Raw genomic sequence first — 19,272 nt, 5'->3', positions numbered from 1 at the left:
TTAAATCTAAGCTGTTTGGAATATTGTAGTATATAGATAAACAAAAATATATTTCATTTTCTTTAAAGCTTTTCATATCCAGCCTGCTCAAGTTCATCATTAATAATGAGTTTTAGAGTGCTCCGTTCATCTATACTAATTAATTTTCGTCCCTTACCAATAGAGTCTTTATTTGGGGTCTTGATAACATTTGCATGGTGAGTTCTCATAGTAACATCACCCATTGAACTACTAACATTTATTTTATGATTATTTGCAGGTATTTTTAATATATCCAATATATGATTTATAACCTGTTCATGGTCTTCTACCATACTTTCATACTTTATTTCTACATAGCTATTTCTAGGAAGACTCTTCTTAAATTCCTGCCAAGCCAATCTACTGTTCTTCCATCTATATGCTGCATCAGCAATATTATTGTATGTTCCAGTTTGAACATATGAGTGACATACATCGACCCCATCTCGCTCAATATATATATAAACTGCCTTTGGAAATAACTTTTTTGTTAGCCCAAGACTCATGGTATTCAAGGGGGTTTTATCGCCAAACCATGAAGATGAATAACTTTTTTCTTTTGCTATCCATTTATATAATTCAATAATAAGTGTACCAATTTGTTGTTTATCTTTACTAAAATTCTTTGCATAAATAGAAAAGTCACGAAGGGTATCTATACCAAATGTCGTAAATTCAGGGTAATACTCAATTTTTGCAAGTGTCAAATCAACTTTATCATTCCAATTTAGGGCAGAAGCATTGAGATGAGAAATAACTTCTGAGCCGAGTACATAACTTTCTGGTGGTATATAAATATCACCAAATTCCATTAATAACCTTCTCAACAATGTATTCCCAGAACGCCCAGAACCAACAATCAAAAGATAGGGATATTTACCAGTATCCCCAATATTTCTATTTAAGAATAAAGACAATAGTTGCCTTATAATACCCATGACCCAGTAGAATGGATATTGAAACTTTGGATTTCTAATTATATAGTTGTGAATTTTTAATCGAATCATGACTTTACTCCTACTAGTATTAAATTAACAAAATAACCATTCATTAATTCTATTAATTTTTTGTATACGTTTTTCATTTTATTAACAAGCTCCTTATTTCGATTATAAATTGCTTATTAATCCTATATGAAAGTAAAATATAAAATATAAAACTTAGCAAAAACCATAATACAATATCAAGCAAAGCTTCTACTTCAATATTAATCATGATAATATAAGTCATAGCTACTGACAATAAAGTAACTACCAATGGTATTCCTAGTACACGGAAATATTCTATAAAAGAAGCATTACACATTTTTTGTACTATAAAATACCAATTTGGTAATAATAAAACAACCTGATAAAAAAGTAATGAAAAAGAAACACCTATCAATCCCCAATAACTACCAGTATAAATTACCATTGGTATAAATATAAACCCCGCCACACTCCACCAAAAACCAAGATCTGCTCTACCCCTAGCCAACATTAATGAGCCTGCTGGATTTGCAGTTGAACGAACTAGCGCAAAAATAGATAAAATCTGAAAAATTTCTATTGCATTAATCCATTTTTCACCAAGTATCAAAGGCACTAAGGAACTTGCAAGCATTGCCATTAACGTATAAATTGGGAAATTAATAGAAGATAACATATTAATAATTTTCAAATATACAGATTTTAATCTTGGCAAATCATCTTGTATTTTAGCCATAATTGGGAATGTTACGTTTGTAATAATGGGGCTAATTACTTGTGCAGGACGCATAACTAACTGCTTGGTCAAACTATAAATTCCTAATGCTTCAGTACCAAGAAGCTTACCAATCAAAATGACATCAAATTGATTGTTAAAATATATAATTGAATTTTGTCCCATCTGATACAACCCAAATGTTAAAAAACTTTTAATTTCTTGGTGATGATAAATAAACTTTGGTCTATGTGATTTCAAGCCTATTGACAAAAGAATAGTATTTGAAATAATTACATTTACTAGTGTTGCATAAACAAGACTATATGCACCAAAACCCTGTATGGCTAATGTTACTGCAGATACAAAAGCCCATACCCCTGCAAAGACTTCAACTTTAGCCAAGACATTGAATTTCAACTCTTTTCTTAATAGAACACGATACTGATTACCTATAGAGTTTATTAAAAAAGAAAAAGAAAGCAATTGCAATAATGGAATAATCGCTTCTTCATTATAAAATGTTGCGACTGCCGGTGCAATCATAAATACAATTAAAGTCAAAACCATTCCAGAAAAAATATTTAACCAATAAAGACTTGATAGTTGCACATCTGTAATACTTTGTTTATGAATTATTGCATTACTAATTCCCATATCCATAAACAGTTGAGAAAAGCCTATCACTACCATTACAATGGCAACCAACCCAAAGTCTTCTGCACTTAAAAAACGAGCAAGGACAATGAGTTGTATTAACTGAAGGATAGTTCTAACTCCTGTTGACAACGAAGTCCATTTCATTCCACCAATAGCTTGTTTTTTTAAATCTTTCATATATGAATACTACAATCTCCAAGTAGGATTTTCAACGATCCCTTTAATATCAATAAGCACCGGTTCCTCTGTACTAACACCTTCAAACTCACTACGATTAAGCTCTTTAAACTCTTTATGCCCCACAGCAATGATGATGGCATCGTACTTTTTATCTTCCTTAAAAGGATCTGTAATAAATGCATAGTTTTTCTGATCAACATCTTTTTCATCGATCCATGGATCATAGGCATCGACATTACAGCCATAGTCATTTAATTCATCAATGATGTCAAACACTTTAGAGTTACGAATATCTGGACAGTCCTCTTTAAAAGTCAGACCCATCACTAAAACATTTGCATCTTTGATCTTCTTATCGTGAGAAATCATCTCCTTGATGGTACGTTCTGCTATATATTTACTCATACCATTGTTGATCTGACGTGCACCCAGGATAAGATTTGGCTTATAACCAAGCTCTTGTGCTTTATGTGTCAAGTAGTAAGGATCAACACCTATGCAGTGCCCGCCAACAAGGCCAGGAGTAAGTTTGATGAAGTTCCACTTTGTTGCAGCAGCATTTATAACCTCAGTAGTATCAATACCCATCGTGTCAAATATAAGTGCAAGTTCATTGATGAGGGCTATGTTGACATCACGTTGAGTATTTTCGATGACTTTTGAAGCCTCAGCAACTTTGATGGAAGATGCTAAGTATGTTCCTGCAGTAATGATACTCTTGTAAAGATCATCTACCTTTTTTGCTATTTCAGGGGTAGAGCCAGCAGTGACTTTCAAGATCTTCGTGACCGTATGCTCTTTATCTCCTGGGTTAATACGTTCAGGAGAGTAACCGGCAAAGAAATCTTTATTAAATACTAAACCGGAGGTCTTTTCAAGAACCGGTACACATACCTCTTCTGTAACACCGGGATAAACCGTTGATTCATAGATGACAATATCATCTTTTTTAAGCACTTTTCCTACAGATTCAGAAGATTTAATGAGTGGGGTGAGATCTGGACGGTTGGAACTGTCTATAGGAGTGGGTACCGTAATGATATAGACATTACAATCAGCGATCTCATCAAGATTGGCAGTAAATTTCATACCTTTATCTAAAGCTTCTCTAACTTGCTCGTCACTCAATTCAAGTGTACGATCCACACCAGAGTTAAGCTCATCAATACGCCACTGGGCGATATCGAACCCTACTACCTCATATTTGTCCGAAAAAGCATGTGCCAAAGGCAAACCAACGTACCCAAGTCCGATAACCGCTATCTTATGTAACATATAAGAAATCCTGATATTAAATTAATGATATTATAGCTAAAGTCCCTTTAGGGGGAGTGCTATTTGCTATTTGCTATTTGCTATTTGCTATTATGAAATTTATCTAGATTTTTTGTTGAAGCCAAGAATAATAATAGTGGCGATGCTACTTTTGAATATCATTATTACACCATTTGTAAAATGGCACCAGTAGTATCTTAATACCATTAGAAATGATCTCGTCTTCACTGTCGTAAGTAATGATAACACCTCTACTTAGATTGAAATTTTTACAAGCAGTTACCATACCTTTTAGCTCTCTGTTTTTTGTATCTTCATCACTCATATCAAAAGTCACTTGTATCGCTTCTGTAATGGTATTTTTTTCATACACTATAAAATCACATTCACTATTGGAATCACGATAGTAAAATATCTCCTTGTTGTTTCTCTTAAGTTCCAAAAAGACAGCATTTTCTAATGATTTGCCAATGTCATCAGAGAACTTGAATTCTGTGGCGTTATTGAGACCTATGTCTATGCTGTAAATTTTTTTCTCACCAAGTTCTTTATTGACTAGTGATTTATCATATCTTTGCAGTGTAAGTGCCAGATAGATATTTTGTACATACTCCAAAAAGTCATATAGTGTATTTTTACCTATTTTTATACCATTTGATTTTAATTCATTATAGGTTTTGTTGATAGATATTTGTTTGGTAGAAGAAGCAATGATACGTTTCAGGAAGAATTTTAAAGCAACAGTATTAGTAATATGATATCTCTCTGCCAAATCTTTATAGAGCAGTACATTAAAATACTCCTGAAGTGTCTGATTTCTGTAAGATTCATCTAAAAATAGTATCTCAGGGAATCCTCCATCTTTCAGAAATGTATTTTGTGCATTTTGGATATGTGCTAAACTTCTTGAAGAGTAGAGATCAACTTCTATCTCTTTAAAGGAAAGATATTCACTAAAAGAGAGTGGATATACTTCATAAGACAGCGTTCGTCCTCTTAAACTTGTAGCAATTTCAGAACTCAGTAATTTTGAGTTGGAACCGGTAATAAAAATATTTTTACTGATCGTATCATACACTCTTCTTACAAACTTTTCCCATCCGGTAATATTTTGGATCTCATCAAAGAAAAAATAGCATTCATTGAGCTTTTGTTCAGGATATAGTTCACTAAAACTTTGCAGTATCAGATCAAGTTCATCTATGTTTAGTTCGAGTCGTTCATCTTCAAAGTTAAGAAAGAGTATTTTTGTTTTTTCAATATCATTTGAGAGTCTGTTGATCATCTCATACAAAATAGATGTTTTACCACATCTTCTTACACCTATAAGTGTTATGATTTTATTAGTATCAAGCGGTGGTTGCAAGTTACGAGGCTTTACATCAAAATTATCTGTTAAATGAAAATCCCTAATAATAACTTTTAATTGTTCTTTCTTTTTCATAAAGAAGATTATATAAGATTTTATCTTTTATTTAGATAAAGTGTATCTTGGATTAGGGGTTGTTTTCTGCTGCTAAGTGCAAATATAAATTATTACCGCACTGGCTAAATATTCTAATTAACCTCTCTATAGGTGAAACAAGGGGAAAAAACAGATAATAGATCATATTTGTGTCAATTTATATATACTATTGATTATAATATATATATAGAAGTATCTTAATGAAGACTCACATGACTTACTAAAAAGGAAAAAATATGGCACACATTCAAGCTGGAAAAAAAGCTCCAAAAAGTATCTTAGAAAATATCCCCCGACTCATTTCATCTTACTATATGCAAGAGCCGGATGTGTCTGTAGCATCTGAGAGGGTTGCTTTTGGTACATCAGGCCATCGTGGTACTGCAAATAAAAAGAGTTTTAATGAAACCCATATTCTTGCCATTGCCCAGGCTGTCTGTGAATACAGAAAATCTGCCAATATCACCGGAACGCTCTTTATAGGCAAAGACACCCACGCACTTTCAACCCCTGCACAGCTCACTGCCTTGCAGGTTTGTATAGCCAATGGCGTGACATGCAGGATCGCCATAGATGATGAATACACCCCGACACCGCTTATCTCATTTACCATTCTTGAAGCAAACAAAGAGAGTGACATCTTGAGTGACGGTATCGTGATCACGCCTTCACACAACCCACCTAGCGATGGTGGTTTTAAATACAATCCGCCAAACGGTGGACCTGCCGATACAGATGTGACCTCTGTTATCGAGCAACGGGCTAACGAGATCATAAAAAATGGACTCTCTGAAGTTAAAAAAGTACCACTAACTGAAGCACTTGCAAGTGACCTGCTCCAAGAATTTGACTTTATCACCCCTTATGTTCTGGCACTTGAAAGCATCATCGACATTCAGGCGATCAAAGACGCCAACCTCAGCATAGGGGTGGATCCTATGGGTGGTTCCGGCATTGCTGTCTATCAAAAGATCAAAGAGGTCTATGGTCTCAATATGGATATCGTCAATCCCTATGTCGACCCCACCTTCAGTTTTATGAGTTGCGATCATGACGGCAAGATACGTATGGACTGCTCTTCGCCTTTTGCTATGGCTTCACTAATATCGCTTAAAGAGAAATATGATATCGCCTTTGCCAATGACCCCGATTTTGACCGCCATGGCATCGTGACACCCAGTGTAGGCCTGATGAACCCGAACCACTATCTGTCTGTGGCTATCTGGTATCTATTTTCCCATCGTAAAGCATGGCGCAATGACCTTCGCATCGGAAAGACACTTGTCTCCAGCTCTATGATAGACAGAGTTGTCAACTCCTTAGGTAAAGAGGTTTACGAAGTACCCGTCGGGTTCAAATGGTTTGTGGATGGACTCTTTGACGGTACACTCGGGTTTGGCGGCGAAGAGAGTGCCGGTGCTTCATTTTTGCGTCAAGACGGAAGCGTTTGGTCCACCGACAAAGACGGTATCATCCTCAACCTTCTTGCAGCTGAGATCAAAGCCATAACGAAAAAAGACCCCGGAGAGATATATGGGGAATTTGAAAAAGAGTTTGGAGAGTCATACTATGCCCGCATCGATGCCCCGGCAACACCAGAGCAAAAAGCGCTGCTTAAAAACCTCTCTGCCGAGAACATCACCTCAACAACACTGGCAGGCGAGCCGATCATCGGAAAATATACCCAAGCCAGCGGCAACGGAGCAAAGATCGGGGGCCTGAAGGTCAGCACTGAAAACGGATGGTTCGCAGCACGTCCTTCAGGAACAGAAAATATCTACAAGATCTATGCCGAGAGCTTTATTTCATCAGAACATTTAAAACAGATCCAGGAGGAAGCCAAAGAGATCGTTCTTGCTGCCATGGCATGATCTATGATCTTCTCTTGTTCCGGATCTTCTCGGTAGAGATTTTTAAATTGGGATTTTACTAAGGATTTAATCTATTTTATTCATAAGATATAATACAATTATGAATATTATTATACTAAATTATTGATTGTTACAAAGAAAAGCCAAACTATTTGTGAAAATAGGACGGAAAGCCTACGGGTCTCTTTAGAGAAAGCCAGGTTACCTAATAGGGGTAATCTGGCTTTTTTAGTTTAAATGCTGAATAACTCTTTACGAGGTCCGAAAAGAAATGACGAAATTATTACAGGAACAAAATTTATTAATTCTAAAAATGCTTATGAGAGCGATTAATGAACTTGAAGCAAAAAAGGAAAAATTGTCTTTTTTTCAATCTAAACAGAAAAAAAATATAGAGTTTAGAATAGAAGCCATACATCAGATCGGTGACCAATTTGATTCAAAATTAAATATAGATCTATCCAGTCTTTCTGAAATAGACATTACAAATATATTGATAATTTTAACAGCTTACTCTGAAGAGTACAATACTCCTGAAGATAAAGAAATGTATCTTTCCCTCTTAAAAACGATTCATACCATCAAAACATCCAGAGAAGAACCTACGATTCCTGTAATAGAAAAAACTGAACTATCCGGGATAGAAAGAATGCAACATATAGCAGAAGATATAATTGATACCATTATCAGTACAAATAAGCACATCAGGATAGATGAAAGTTATGAAGATTTCATAAAAGTTTTTGAAGGGTTTCCAAGTTTTAAAAAATATAGGCAAGCATCAACCGTTGTAATTGACAGAGATGAAGCATCATATAAAATTTACATTACAAAAGAAGAAAATAGCTTTTCGGCATATTGGAATTTGCAACAATAGAATATATTGTGAGATGAAAACGCTTCTTCTTAGTTGTGTTCAGATTTTGCATGCTTTAAAGGAGTCGTACATCAGGTACGTCGAGTTTAAATATGTGAAATATGGATACAATTAAGAAGAAGTGGTACACCCAACAGGATTCGAACCTGTGACCTTCGGTACCGCAAACCGATGCTCTATCCAGCTGAGCTATGAGTGCACATTTAAAATGTAGTAGCGATATTTAGAGCGAAAGTATAACCAAAAAAACTTTACTTTTCAAGTAATTCCATAGCTCCAAACAATTCAAGGGCTTTTGGATTACTAATAAACGTATGATTATACGGATGTTCCAGCTCTATGGTTTCAAAGTTTTCCAGTGAAAGTCTCTTTTTGAGTTCTTTTGCATGGGTACCAAAGAGTATAAGTTTGGGGCTGTCTTCTTCTAAAGAAGCCAGAAGGCTTTGTATGAACGGTCTCCATAATTTCACATGTTTTGTAGAACTTTTTTTATCAGTAAAGATCAATGCTGTATTGAGAAGCAGGACACCATTTTTTTCAAAATTGATTCTGAGTTCATCTATGGAAGTGATAAGTCTTTCTTTATCTACTTTAGAGATAGCATCTTGTGATAGATCTTCTCTCTCAAGATCACCTCTGGCCAACAATGCCATTTTTACAAAGTTTCGTAAACTTGTAGCACGATTTACTTCTTTACTCAATCCTGTATCAGAAAAAATGCTTTCAACTTTTGCATCGATAAAAGCATATCCCTTCGCACTCTCTTTACGAGGGTAAGGGTCTTGCCCAAAAAGGATATATTTTACCTCATGACGGGGAAGTGTTTTAAAGGCATTAAGATACTCTTTCTGGGCAGGAAAATACTCACTGTCCTGTTCAAGAAAGTCACGATATGATCTGTCCAACTTATCATACGCCCCAGAAAGTAGCGCTTGCCAACTAGGATGAGGCATTTTTGATCTTGTCAAATTTGATGATAAGTTCTATTCTGCTTGTAGGGATACCCAGTTTTTCAGAAATACTCTCTCTACTCTCTCCTGCATCTATAAGCTGCATCACCTCGTCGTGTGCTGAAAAGTTTTCTATGACATCTTTTACTGCGACCCGAGATGCCTGGAGATTGGAGATCGTTATATCTTTTACTTCCAGGATCTCTTGTAATGCTCTGTTCTTGGCTGCAAGTTTTTTATTGTTATCGTACAGATAAAAAAGTAACCCTATTAATAAAAGAACCAATCCTAAAAGTATATATTCCATTTATAGCACCTCCATGATGATGAAAAGTAAAAAAACAAATCCCAGGTAGCCATTGACCGTAAAAAAAGCTTTGTCAATCTTTGTAAAGTCTTTGTTGACAAGATAGTGTTCATACGTCAACATGACTGCAGCAAAGAGCACTGCCAGTTGTGCCCATAGACCAAGGTGGGCGGCAGTCACAAACCAAACCCAAAACAGTACAGCTAAGAGATGAAATACTCTGGCGATCCACATCGTCTTTTTAGCACCAAAACGTGAAGGGATGGAGTGCAGATCATTGGCTTTGTCAAATGCCATGTCTTGTAAAGAGTAAAGCAGGTCAAACCCTGCTACCCAAAACATGACACCAAGTGCAAGATAGACAGACCAGGCTGTTATCTCGCCTGTAACAGCCACTACACCTGCTATGGGGGCCAAACCTAAGCTTACCCCTAATATGAGGTGTGCCAAGGCAGAGAAGCGTTTAAAAAGTGTATAGGCTCCAAGTATAAGCAAGATGGGCACTGAGAGTTGAAATGCCAATGTATTAATGAAATATGCCACTCCTATAAAAATAAGTGCATTGATGATAATAAAAAGTACCATTTGAGTATTGGATACCCTGCCATCTACAGATGGTCGTCCTTTTGTTCGAGGATTGAGTACGTCAATATCCCTGTCAAGATAACGGTTGACACCCATAGCAAAGTTTCGGGCACTTATAGCCGCAAGTGTTCCCAGGAACAACAACTTCCAGCCAAACCATCCATCTGCCGCTACAAGCATAGCTATAAAGATAAAAGGCAATGAAAATACTGAATGTTTAAACATCACCAATTCAGAAAAATCATTTAGTTTTTTTAAAAACACATTCTTGGTCAACTCTTCACTCCTCATTCCTAATTCCTCATTCATTATGGGTGTGGAATTTTTAATTTACTATTTAAAGCCCAGGCAACAACAAGAGCCAACCCACCGATCACATAACTGCTGCCTATAATATCGTAAGAAAAAAGCAGGTAGAGAACCCAAAGCAGTATGGCTCCCAAAGGTGTAGGTACCCCTACGAAGTACTTGGCAGCTTCTCCTACCTCTGCTTCTATATTGAACTCGATCAATCTCCTTAGTCCAGAAATGATATAAAAGATAAAAATGAACCCTAAGATCAACTCCTGAACTCCTGAACTCTCTTTTGTAATAGCGTAGTAAAGCAGAAACGATGGCATCACGACAAAGGAGATAAAGTCAGCATAGCTGTCAACCTGTACGCCGAACTCTGTTGAGAGGTTATATTTTCTTGCAACTTTACCATCAGCAATATCCAGCGCACCGGCGATCCATGCTAATATAATGGCTGTAAAGAAATCACCATGAACAATGAAATGTATCGCAATTAAACCCGCAGCGATATTTCCAAAGGTGATAAGGTTTGCAATATTAAAACGATTATTTTTGTCAAATAAGTTCATTTGTTTCCTTGAATTAATGAGTGTATTTTACCTTTATTGCAATTATAGAGTGATTATATTACTACTAACTGCTTGCACCTGCTATCTGTTTCGCTATGATTACGCTATGATTACGCTATGAATAATATGCAACAATTAGCCCTTATTGGTCCTACAGCTTCAGGTAAAACTGCACTTGCCATCAAGATAGCACAGCGGATGAATGCTATTATACTCTCTATTGATTCTCTCTCCATTTATAAAGAGATAGACATCGTTTCAGCAAAACCCACGGTAGAAGAGCGTGAAGGCATAGAACATTTTGGCTTAGACTATCTCTACCCTAATGAGAGTTTTGATGTAACAACTTTTGTCAGACTTTACCATGAGGTTTATAATAAAGCATCCCAAGAGGGAAAAAATCTTGTCATTGTAGGCGGTACAAGCTTTTATCTTAAAATGCTTATAGAAGGCATAAGCACGCTTCCGGATATCTCAGAAGAGACAAAGAATAAAACAAGAAAATATTTACAAAATTTACAGACAACTTACCAATGGCTTTCTAATTTAGATCCAGAGTATATGGATAAAATTTCTGCTAATGATCCTTACCGTATAGAGAAGGCTTTATATATCTATCTTGAAACCTCTCTTCTGCCTTCGGTCTATTTTAAACAATTTCCACCACAACCAACAATTACTACTCCACTTCCTATTTATCAGATAGATATAGAGAGAGAGAAACTTAGAGAACGTATTGCATTGCGCACGAAATTAATGGTTGAAGATGGTTTGATAGATGAGATCTGTACATTAGAAAGAAAATACTCACGCACACCTAACTGTATGAAAGCTATAGGTATCAAAGAAACATTGGCTTATCTTGATGGTATTTATGATAAAAAATTACTGATAGAGAAGATCACAACCAATACAGCACGACTTGCAAAAAGACAAAAAACATTTAATAATTCTCAATTTGATAATGTTTTTAAAGGGAGTGTTGAAGAGTTGGAGAAAAATTTATTGTAGGGTGCGTTTGCTAACGCACCACTAAATTATTGCTCTAAAGGTGCGTTGGCAAACGCACCCTACGTTACTAATAGCCACTCGCACTTATCATATAGTAAAGATAAGAGATCAGTGGTTGGATATAGAAGATCGCTCCAACTGTAGCAAGTGTTGCCATACCGATCACTGCCATCAACGGCTTGGAAAGGTTATAGTAGATCGTATCAACATCTTTTACCGGATCCATAAGGAACATATAAACGATGAGTTTCAGGTAGTAGTACGCTGCGATAGCAGAGTTAAGACCCATAACGATCGCCAACCATATATACCCTGAATTAACTGCTGCCTGCATAACATAGATCTTACCCCAGAATACTGAGAACGGAGGCACTCCTGCAAGTGAAAGCATGAACAGACCCATGATCACGGCACCAACCGGCATGATATGAATAAAGCCTGCGAACTTTTCATAAGGGTGATCATATCTTTTATCAAATCTTCTGTTTTTATGACGAGAGATCCATAACATAGCAAATGCACCAAGGTTAGTGAACATAAAGAGTGCATAGTAAAGGAAAATACTTGTTGTTCCTTCTGTTGTATCCAGTGCTAATGCCGCCATAATGAAACCGGCATGAGAGATAGATGAGTATGCAAGCATACGTTTTACATCTTCCTGGACCAATGCCATAATGTTTGCAAGTGTCATCGTAAGTACTGCAAGTACCAAAATAGTAACTCTTACCCACTCAACACCAAGGTCAATATACATACCAAAGATTCTGATAGAAACAACAAATGCTGCTATTTTCGGTACCACTGACATATATCCGGCCAATGGAGCAGATGCACCTTCATAGACATCCGGTGCCCATGTATGGAACGGGAAGAGTGAAAGTTTGAATGAGAAGGCTACAAGTAAAAGTACTGCTGATCCAAAGATAGCGATCATTAATCCTGTTTCATTCAGACGCGTTGCCATGACTTCGGCTACTTTGTAAAGTTCTACAGATCCTGTAAGTGCATAAACAACTGCTGAACCCATCGCAAAGAATGCTGCCGCAAGTGCACCCATCGTAAAGTATTTTACTGCTGCTTCATAAGAGTTCGCTCTGTTGTGAAGTGCAATAAGTGTATAGAGTGAAAGTGATGCTGTCTCTAGTCCTACAAAGATAAGGATAAGGTTATCACTAGCCACCATAAACTGGAACCCTGCGATCATGAACAAGAAGAGTGCAAAGAACTCAGGGTATGAGTACTCATGGAATCTTTTTGAAGTGAGTGCAAGTGGGATAAAGATAATAGATCCCACAATGATCATCAACTGAGAAATGATAGAGATACCATCGATAAGCATAACATCAAAGAATCCACGCTCATTTACATTGAGTCCCAATGTAGCACCAAAGTCTACCACTAGGATCAAAATAGTCAACATGACATAAAGTGACTTATGTAACTTCTCATTGATCAGGTCAAGAACCAAAATAACCAGGCCACCTGCAATAGCAATAAGCATAGGTGCAAGTGTAATAAGGTTTAGACTCTCTAAACTTACATTAATAGGCTGTAACATTAGGCACCTCCTTCATTTGATTTGGCCACTCTTATCATATCTTTAGCCTCTTTTGTGATCGCCTTCTCATCCATAAAAACCAACATTGCTTTTACAGAGTTATCGATAGGCTCTAGTACCGGTTTAGGATAAATACCCAACCAAATAACAATAAGCACCAATGGTACCAATGACCATGTCTCTTTTTTATCAAGATCTTTCAGTGTTTTGTTCGCTTCATTTGTGATCGGACCAAAAAAAGTCTTTTTATACACTGCAAGCATATAGATCGCACCAATGATAATTGACGTACCCGCTAAGATAGTCATGATCGGTGATACTTGGTAGAAACCAAGAAGTACAAGGAACTCACCGACAAAACCGATCGTTAATGGTAATCCAACTGCCGCCATGAGCATGATCCCGAAGATCACCGCGTACTTAGGCATGACTGATGCCAATCCACCGAACTCAGACATAAGTTTTGTATGTCTTCTGTCATAAATAACACCTACAAGCATAAACAGCGCCCCTGATACAATACCGTGTGAAAGCATTTGGAAAACTGAACCACCAATACCTTCTGCATTCATAGCAAAAATACCAAGCATAATGATACCCATATGCGACACTGATGAGTAAGCGATCACTTGCTTGATATCTTTTTGCGCATACGCAACCATCGCTGTATAGATGATCATGATGATTGAGAGTACAGCAATAGGTGTGATCATCATCACAGATGCATCCGGAAACATTGGAAGCGAGAATCTCACAAATCCATAGGTACCCATTTTAAGGAGTACTGCTGCAAGTATCACCGAACCAATAGTTGGTGCTTGACCATGGGCATAAGGCAACCAAGTATGGAATGGGAACATCGGTACTTTGATCGCAAAACCAAAGAAGAATGCAGCAAAGAGCCAAAGCTGATAATCAACCGGCAATACCAAGGCATACCAATCTGTAATAGCAAAACTCCATACACCTGTCAGGTTATGGTACACATACGCCATAAAAAGCATACCTACCAACATGATAAGTGATCCTGCAAATGTATAGAGGAAGAACTTAACAGAGGCATAAATCCTAAGAGGTCCACCCCAGGCACCGATGATATAAAGCATCGGAACCAGTGAAAGCTCCCAGAAAAGGTAGAAGATGATCGCATCAAGTGCTACAAATACACCTATCATCGTCATTTCTAAGAATAGAAGCGTGATGATCATGTTTTTAATGTTCTTTGTAACACTCATGCTCGTCATACCGATCAATGTCATCAGTGCTGCCATTATAATAATGAACAATGAAATACCATCAACACCTATATAATAACTTACACCAAAATCAGGGATCAAAGGAATCATCTCTACAAACTGCATTCCTGCATTTGCAGAGTCAAAACTGAACCATAACCATAAAGCAAGAAAAAGCTCTATGGCAGCTACTGTGATACCATACGCTCTAGCACTCTCTTTGTCTACAACAAACCCTAACAATCCTGCGATCGCCGGGAAAAATACTAATACACTTAAAATATTATCCATCTATTTACTCCTTAACCTAGCATCGCTGAGATAGCTGCAACCAACAAGAGCAACACTGCACCAACAGCCATCCAATTTAGATAGTTTGAAAGGTTACCTGTTTGCATCTTTCTAGAAGCATCACCACTTTTATAAAGGAATTTAGCAATGCCATCTACTGTTGCATCCACTATCTTCATATCTACACTTGTCCACATCTTTTCTGAAATCATCGCATACGGCTTAGTAATAAATTCCTCATAAAACTGTGGAATATAATACTGGTTTGCAAGAAGTTTATAGATAAAGCTGTTTTCAAGCTCTTCATCTCTTTTAAGCCCATTTGCATATTTTTTATATGCTAACCATATACCACCGACTGCAAATACTAGCACTACAGCTGTAAGTACCCAGATAAGGTGGTGTGTATGTTCACTCATGACATAATCCGGTAAAAGTTTTGTTATAAACGTTTGAAAACCACCCATGAAGAAACCAGCAATCACTGCCAATAGTGCAAGTGGTGACATCGCGATCAGTACAAATTTGTACATCTCATGCGGATGCAGTGTCGATTCATCATATCTTGCTTTACCGTGGAAGGTCAAGAATACTTGTCTAAAGCTATAGAATGCTGTCATACCGGCAGTCAATACCAAGATTGCCCACAACACATAGGTACCTTCATTAAATGCTGTTTCAATGATGGCATCTTTTGAGAAGAATCCAGCAAATACAGGAATACCTGCAAGTGCCAATGATGCAAGACCCATATAGATGTATGTCCAGTTCATTGCTTTTTTGAGTCCCCCCATCTTAAAGATGTCAAGTTCATCATCCATTGCATGCATAACGTTACCTGCACCCAAGAAGAGAAGTGCTTTAAAGAATGCGTGTGCTGCAAGGTGGAAAAGTGCGATCCAGTATGCACCAAGTCCGGCAGCGGCAAACATATATCCCAACTGAGAGAGTGTCGAGAATGCAATGATCCTCTTCAAGTCTCGGTTAACCAGTGCCATAGATGCTGCAAAGAATGCTACAAAAGTACCAAGTGCTGCGATAAAGAAACTTACTTCAGGTGTCATAGAGAAAATAGGATTTGCTCTGATCACCAAGAATACCCCTGCTGTTACCATCGTTGCTGCGTGGATCAATGCAGAAACCGGTGTAGGACCTTCCATCGCATCTGTAAGCCATGTATGGAGTGGAAACTGAGCTGATTTACCCATAGCACCGATGAAGAGTGCAAGAGCAGCAGCATTCAGAACACTACTACTTAAATTAGGAAGATCAGCAAAAACCACATCATACTGAAGAGAACCTACATTCCAGTAAATAATGAAAATTCCAACCAGCATTCCAAGGTCAGCAATACGGTTTACGATAAACGCTTCGTTTGCTGCCCATGATGGAGAGATAGAAGGATTCTCTTCTCTTGTAACATCTGCTTTGTGATACCAAAAACCAATGAGCAACCATGAACAGACACCAACACCTTCCCAACCGATAAAGAGGCCGGCAAAGTTATCTGACATAACCAAGATCATCATAGAGAAAACGAATGCTGAAAGGTACGAGAAGAATCTATTGAAACTCTTATCGTGATCCATATACCCAATAGAGTAGATATGAACTACGGTAGAAACCAAAGTAACTACTGTCATCATCGTTACAGAAACCTGATCTACAAGGAATCCAAATGGAATCGTTAAGTCACCTGCAGAGATCCACTCCATCATGGTTACATGAATAGAATTGCCTGTAGTGTAAACATAATATGCCAATAGTGCCGAAGCTACAAATGAGGTAAAGAGCAGTAAAGAAGCTACGATCCCTACAAAGGTTTGTCTCGGACTCATTCCAAACAGAGCTGCGAACAGTGAACTTGCAAATGGAGCAAAAAGTGCTATATATACTAAATTTTCCATCATTACCCCTTCATACTTGCAAGATCATCAAGATCAAGAGTGCCGTATTTTTTATACAATACGATCAAAATACCAAGTCCAACTGCCACTTCACTCGCTGCAATAGCAATGATAAAGAATGCAAACATTTGACCTGTTAAATCATTATAATAGTGCGAGATCGCTGCAAATGCAATATTGACTGCATTAAGCATAACCTCTGTTGCGAAGAAAAGCATTAAAAGATTTCTTCTTCTCAGTACACCTACTAATCCTATAGAAAATATAAGTGCTGAGACGATAAGGTAGTGAGAAAGACCTATCATTTTTCATCCTTTTGTTTCAAGATTTCATCATCTGCACTCATATCTTCAGTGAGACTCTGATCCATTTTTTTACCAGCAAGGATGATCCCTGCTATCATTGCAACAAGTAACATTAATGCTGCTACTTCAAACGGGACAAGATACTTTGTAAAAAGTACGATACCCACATCTTGTGCATTCCCTACACCTTCATGCATAGGGTAAAGTGCCTGGATCGCATCAGAGTGGATCGGTGCTGCAAACATCAGTACCAACACCACTGCACTCAAACCACCAAGTAAAAATACCAATGCCGGATTTGTATTTTTCTCTTTAATGTCTCTTGTCGCATCAAAGAACATCATTGCAAATGAATATAGAGCCATAATAGCTCCTACATACGCAATAAGCTGAACTACACCGAGGAAGTCTGCACCCAGGATAAAGAAAAATCCTGAGATAAGCACCATTCCTGCTGCCAGTGATGTCATAGCATAAAGTACATTCTTACTCATGACCGTCACGAGAAAAAGTCCTATTGTTAAAACCGAAAATAGATAAAAGGCTACCATTTCATACATATCTATTCCTCCTAATACGCTAGTGGCGTTTTTTTAATATTGGCATCAGCATTTGGAGATACTGCACCAAACCCGTCATACTCTTGTTGTAAGTTAAGCTGATCTATAGGCGTTAACATATCTTCAAAAAGTGAAAAACTTGCTCTCTGTTCAGAAGCAGTCTCATATCTTGGTCCGTGTACGATCGCAAGTTCCGGACACACTTCTGCACAATATCCGCAGAAAATACAACGTCCGAAGTTGATCGTATATTCACTAACCTCTTTACGTTGGTTCTCATCATATCGTGTATCCATTGTAATACAGTTAGAGATACAGATCTTTTCACAAAGACCACACCCGATACATCTATAATGACCACTCTCAAGCAGTCTAAGCATATCATGAATGGCTCTATATCTCGGAGAGATAGGCATTTTTTCAAACGGATACTTCACTGTATGCATATTTCCACGGAAAAGTGCATTGATCATCTCTCTCATGGTGACCCCGAGACCTACAAAGAGCTCCCCTTTAAAGGTTCTTTTTGCTACCTGTTTAAACTTATCCATACTAGTTTCAGGTGTTACACCGACATCTAGTTTTGTGTAGTTTTGTGTTCCAACATTTCTGTTTTTAAATTGTTCTAAACCCATACTTTCTCCTTATACCATTATCACAATACCAGTGAGCACTATATTGATCACTGCAATCGGCATTAAGACTTTCCAACACAGCCACATCAACTGATCTGGTCTTACATGTGGCCAAGATGCTCTTACCCATAACATTAAGAAGAAGAAGAATGCAACTTTCAAGATGATAGTTAACCAACCAATTCCTTCTACACTGTATCCACCCAAGAAAACAACCGCTGCAATAATAGAGACTGTGATCATGTTTGCATACTCACCAATGAAGAACATACCCCATCTCATTCCGGAATACTCTGTTGCATATCCCGAAACAACCTCTGCTTCATGCTCAAGAAGGTCAAACGGTGTTCTGTTCGTCTCTGCAAATCCTGCGATAAGGAAAAGCACAAATGCTACAGGCTGCTGCCAAATGAGCCATGAACCGATCCCTCCTGATTGATAATCATTAAAATCAACAAACGAAAGTGAACCTACAAGCATAATAGGGGCCAAGATAGAAAGTCCTGTAACTACTTCATAACTCAAAAACTGTACTGCTGTTCTTGCTGCACCGATGATACCCCATTTATTGGCTTGAGACATACCTGCCAGAAGAGGACCGTAAAGCCCTGCTGCCATCATACCAAGAACAAATAGAATACCAATATTGAGATCCGCTGCGATAGAAGGAACAAACGTTCCACCCAATAACGGAATCCAACTTGGAATGATGAAGTCTGGAAAAACAGGTACCGCTGCTAAAGCAATAAATGCTGTTGCAGCCGTAATAATCGGTGCTATCATAAAGATGAATTTATTTGCATTTTGGGGAATGATATCCTCTTTGGTAAAGAGTTTGATCCCATCTGCTGCAAGTTGTAGTAATCCATAAGGTCCTACGTGCATAGGTCCTAATCTTCTTTGCATGAATGCAAGTACTTTTCTTTCGATAAATGTACCAAATCCTGCAATAGCAGAAATAACTGCCAAGATTATGATGGCTTTAATAAGCACACCTAGCCATGTGACATGTGGTAAAGTTTCCATTGCATGT

18 protein-coding genes, 1 tRNA gene and 1 riboswitch are annotated in these 19,272 nt (G+C 37.6%); of the genes, 3 read left to right on the top strand and 16 right to left on the bottom strand.

Translation table 11 applies throughout. The features are described 5' to 3' along the window. Positions 1–62: 62 nt before the first annotated feature. From ACLHDG_RS01150 to ACLHDG_RS01135, 4 genes are all read right to left on the bottom strand, one after another. Positions 63–1,028 carry a sulfotransferase family protein gene (locus tag ACLHDG_RS01150; RefSeq protein WP_415407158.1) on the bottom strand — a complete coding sequence of 322 codons (966 nt, stop codon included), beginning with the start codon at positions 1,026–1,028 and terminating at the stop codon, positions 63–65. Between the two features lie 73 nt (positions 1,029–1,101). Beyond that, positions 1,102–2,541, bottom strand: a complete 1,440-nt coding sequence (locus ACLHDG_RS01145) for an MOP flippase family protein (protein ID WP_415407157.1) — start codon at positions 2,539–2,541, stop codon at positions 1,102–1,104. A gap of 9 nt (positions 2,542–2,550) precedes the next feature. Then, complete coding sequence (locus tag ACLHDG_RS01140; RefSeq protein WP_415407156.1) at positions 2,551–3,819, bottom strand: nucleotide sugar dehydrogenase; 1,269 nt, start codon at positions 3,817–3,819, stop codon at positions 2,551–2,553. Between the two features lie 145 nt (positions 3,820–3,964). Beyond that, on the bottom strand, positions 3,965–5,263 hold the full coding sequence (locus ACLHDG_RS01135) for an ATP-binding protein (RefSeq protein ID WP_415407155.1): 1,299 nt from the start codon (positions 5,261–5,263) through the stop codon (positions 3,965–3,967). Positions 5,264–5,520: 257 nt separating this feature from the next. Here ACLHDG_RS01135 and pgm point away from each other — a divergent pair, with 257 nt between their 5' ends. Further along, complete coding sequence (pgm, locus tag ACLHDG_RS01130) at positions 5,521–7,155, top strand: phosphoglucomutase (alpha-D-glucose-1,6-bisphosphate-dependent) (protein WP_415407154.1); 1,635 nt, start codon at positions 5,521–5,523, stop codon at positions 7,153–7,155. Between the two features lie 132 nt (positions 7,156–7,287). Further along, positions 7,288–7,364: riboswitch (cyclic di-GMP riboswitch) on the top strand. A gap of 62 nt (positions 7,365–7,426) precedes the next feature. Beyond that, on the top strand, positions 7,427–8,032 hold the full coding sequence (locus tag ACLHDG_RS01125; RefSeq protein ID WP_415407153.1) for a hypothetical protein: 606 nt from the start codon (positions 7,427–7,429) through the stop codon (positions 8,030–8,032). Between the two features lie 122 nt (positions 8,033–8,154). Here ACLHDG_RS01125 and ACLHDG_RS01120 read toward each other — a convergent pair. From ACLHDG_RS01120 to ACLHDG_RS01100, 5 genes are all read right to left on the bottom strand, one after another. After that, positions 8,155–8,231 (bottom strand) — tRNA-Arg (locus tag ACLHDG_RS01120). A 52-nt stretch (positions 8,232–8,283) separates the two neighbouring features. Next, complete coding sequence (locus tag ACLHDG_RS01115) at positions 8,284–9,000, bottom strand: uracil-DNA glycosylase (RefSeq protein ID WP_415407152.1); 717 nt, start codon at positions 8,998–9,000, stop codon at positions 8,284–8,286. Next, positions 8,972–9,289 (bottom strand): sigma-70 family RNA polymerase sigma factor, encoded by a 318-nt coding sequence (locus ACLHDG_RS01110; protein WP_415407150.1) that lies wholly within the window; start codon positions 9,287–9,289, stop codon positions 8,972–8,974. The genes ACLHDG_RS01115 and ACLHDG_RS01110 overlap by 29 nt, the downstream gene beginning before the upstream one ends. Beyond that, positions 9,290–10,165 carry a menaquinone biosynthesis prenyltransferase MqnP gene (gene mqnP / locus ACLHDG_RS01105; RefSeq protein ID WP_415407149.1) on the bottom strand — a complete coding sequence of 292 codons (876 nt, stop codon included), beginning with the start codon at positions 10,163–10,165 and terminating at the stop codon, positions 9,290–9,292. Between the two features lie 17 nt (positions 10,166–10,182). Then, positions 10,183–10,737 carry a CDP-alcohol phosphatidyltransferase family protein gene (locus ACLHDG_RS01100; RefSeq protein ID WP_415407148.1) on the bottom strand — a complete coding sequence of 185 codons (555 nt, stop codon included), beginning with the start codon at positions 10,735–10,737 and terminating at the stop codon, positions 10,183–10,185. 126 nt (positions 10,738–10,863) lie between these two features. Between ACLHDG_RS01100 and miaA the strand changes: the two genes are divergently transcribed. After that, entirely contained in the window at positions 10,864–11,748 is an 885-nt protein-coding gene (gene miaA / locus ACLHDG_RS01095; RefSeq protein WP_415408314.1) for a tRNA (adenosine(37)-N6)-dimethylallyltransferase MiaA, read from the top strand. 67 nt (positions 11,749–11,815) lie between these two features. Here the strand turns inward: miaA and nuoN are convergent, their stop codons facing one another. The 7 genes from nuoN to nuoH are packed head-to-tail and all read right to left on the bottom strand — an operon-like array spanning position 11,816 to position 19,265. Beyond that, complete coding sequence (nuoN, locus tag ACLHDG_RS01090) at positions 11,816–13,306, bottom strand: NADH-quinone oxidoreductase subunit NuoN (RefSeq protein WP_415407147.1); 1,491 nt, start codon at positions 13,304–13,306, stop codon at positions 11,816–11,818. Beyond that, positions 13,306–14,832, bottom strand: a complete 1,527-nt coding sequence (locus tag ACLHDG_RS01085) for an NADH-quinone oxidoreductase subunit M (protein WP_415407146.1) — start codon at positions 14,830–14,832, stop codon at positions 13,306–13,308. Before ACLHDG_RS01085 ends, nuoN begins: the two co-directional genes overlap by 1 nt. 11 nt (positions 14,833–14,843) lie before the next feature. After that, positions 14,844–16,739: an NADH-quinone oxidoreductase subunit L gene (gene nuoL, locus ACLHDG_RS01080; RefSeq protein WP_415407145.1), complete on the bottom strand. Its 1,896-nt coding sequence runs from the start codon at positions 16,737–16,739 to the stop codon at positions 14,844–14,846. Positions 16,740–16,741: 2 nt separating this feature from the next. Then, a complete protein-coding gene (gene nuoK, locus ACLHDG_RS01075) occupies positions 16,742–17,044 on the bottom strand; it encodes an NADH-quinone oxidoreductase subunit NuoK (protein WP_415407144.1) in 303 nt (100 codons plus the stop codon). Next, positions 17,041–17,604 (bottom strand): NADH-quinone oxidoreductase subunit J, encoded by a 564-nt coding sequence (locus ACLHDG_RS01070; RefSeq protein ID WP_415407143.1) that lies wholly within the window; start codon positions 17,602–17,604, stop codon positions 17,041–17,043. Before ACLHDG_RS01070 ends, nuoK begins: the two co-directional genes overlap by 4 nt. 11 nt (positions 17,605–17,615) lie before the next feature. Further along, positions 17,616–18,239, bottom strand: a complete 624-nt coding sequence (gene nuoI / locus ACLHDG_RS01065) for an NADH-quinone oxidoreductase subunit NuoI (RefSeq protein ID WP_415407142.1) — start codon at positions 18,237–18,239, stop codon at positions 17,616–17,618. 9 nt (positions 18,240–18,248) lie between these two features. Then, positions 18,249–19,265, bottom strand: a complete 1,017-nt coding sequence (nuoH, locus tag ACLHDG_RS01060) for an NADH-quinone oxidoreductase subunit NuoH (protein ID WP_415408313.1) — start codon at positions 19,263–19,265, stop codon at positions 18,249–18,251. Positions 19,266–19,272: the final 7 nt, after the last annotated feature.

The sequence above is a fragment of the Sulfurovum iocasae genome (assembly GCF_047716765.1).
In the GTDB taxonomy this organism is placed as follows: Bacteria; Campylobacterota; Campylobacteria; order Campylobacterales; family Sulfurovaceae; genus Sulfurovum.
The sequence above is the reverse complement of the archived record's forward strand: the minus strand, read 5'-3'. Positions and strand labels throughout refer to the sequence as shown.

Excerpts from the sequence above, each read along its gene's own strand:
- ACLHDG_RS01150 (WP_415407158.1), bottom strand. The coding sequence starts at position 1,028 with ATGATTCGATTAAAAATTCACAACTATATAATTAGAAATCCAAAGTTT.
- ACLHDG_RS01145 (WP_415407157.1), bottom strand. The coding sequence starts at position 2,541 with ATGAAAGATTTAAAAAAACAAGCTATTGGTGGAATGAAATGGACTTCG.
- ACLHDG_RS01140 (WP_415407156.1), bottom strand. The coding sequence starts at position 3,819 with ATGTTACATAAGATAGCGGTTATCGGACTTGGGTACGTTGGTTTGCCT.
- ACLHDG_RS01135 (WP_415407155.1), bottom strand. The coding sequence starts at position 5,263 with ATGAAAAAGAAAGAACAATTAAAAGTTATTATTAGGGATTTTCATTTA.
- pgm (WP_415407154.1), top strand. The coding sequence starts at position 5,521 with ATGGCACACATTCAAGCTGGAAAAAAAGCTCCAAAAAGTATCTTAGAA.
- ACLHDG_RS01125 (WP_415407153.1), top strand. The coding sequence starts at position 7,427 with ATGACGAAATTATTACAGGAACAAAATTTATTAATTCTAAAAATGCTT.
- ACLHDG_RS01110 (WP_415407150.1), bottom strand. The coding sequence starts at position 9,289 with ATGGAATATATACTTTTAGGATTGGTTCTTTTATTAATAGGGTTACTT.
- mqnP (WP_415407149.1), bottom strand. The coding sequence starts at position 10,165 with ATGAGGAGTGAAGAGTTGACCAAGAATGTGTTTTTAAAAAAACTAAAT.
- ACLHDG_RS01100 (WP_415407148.1), bottom strand. The coding sequence starts at position 10,737 with ATGAACTTATTTGACAAAAATAATCGTTTTAATATTGCAAACCTTATC.
- miaA (WP_415408314.1), top strand. The coding sequence starts at position 10,864 with ATGCAACAATTAGCCCTTATTGGTCCTACAGCTTCAGGTAAAACTGCA.
- nuoN (WP_415407147.1), bottom strand. The coding sequence starts at position 13,306 with ATGTTACAGCCTATTAATGTAAGTTTAGAGAGTCTAAACCTTATTACA.
- ACLHDG_RS01085 (WP_415407146.1), bottom strand. The coding sequence starts at position 14,832 with ATGGATAATATTTTAAGTGTATTAGTATTTTTCCCGGCGATCGCAGGA.
- nuoL (WP_415407145.1), bottom strand. The coding sequence starts at position 16,739 with ATGGAAAATTTAGTATATATAGCACTTTTTGCTCCATTTGCAAGTTCA.
- nuoK (WP_415407144.1), bottom strand. The coding sequence starts at position 17,044 with ATGATAGGTCTTTCTCACTACCTTATCGTCTCAGCACTTATATTTTCT.
- ACLHDG_RS01070 (WP_415407143.1), bottom strand. The coding sequence starts at position 17,604 with ATGTATGAAATGGTAGCCTTTTATCTATTTTCGGTTTTAACAATAGGA.
- nuoI (WP_415407142.1), bottom strand. The coding sequence starts at position 18,239 with ATGGGTTTAGAACAATTTAAAAACAGAAATGTTGGAACACAAAACTAC.
- nuoH (WP_415408313.1), bottom strand. The coding sequence starts at position 19,265 with ATGGAAACTTTACCACATGTCACATGGCTAGGTGTGCTTATTAAAGCC.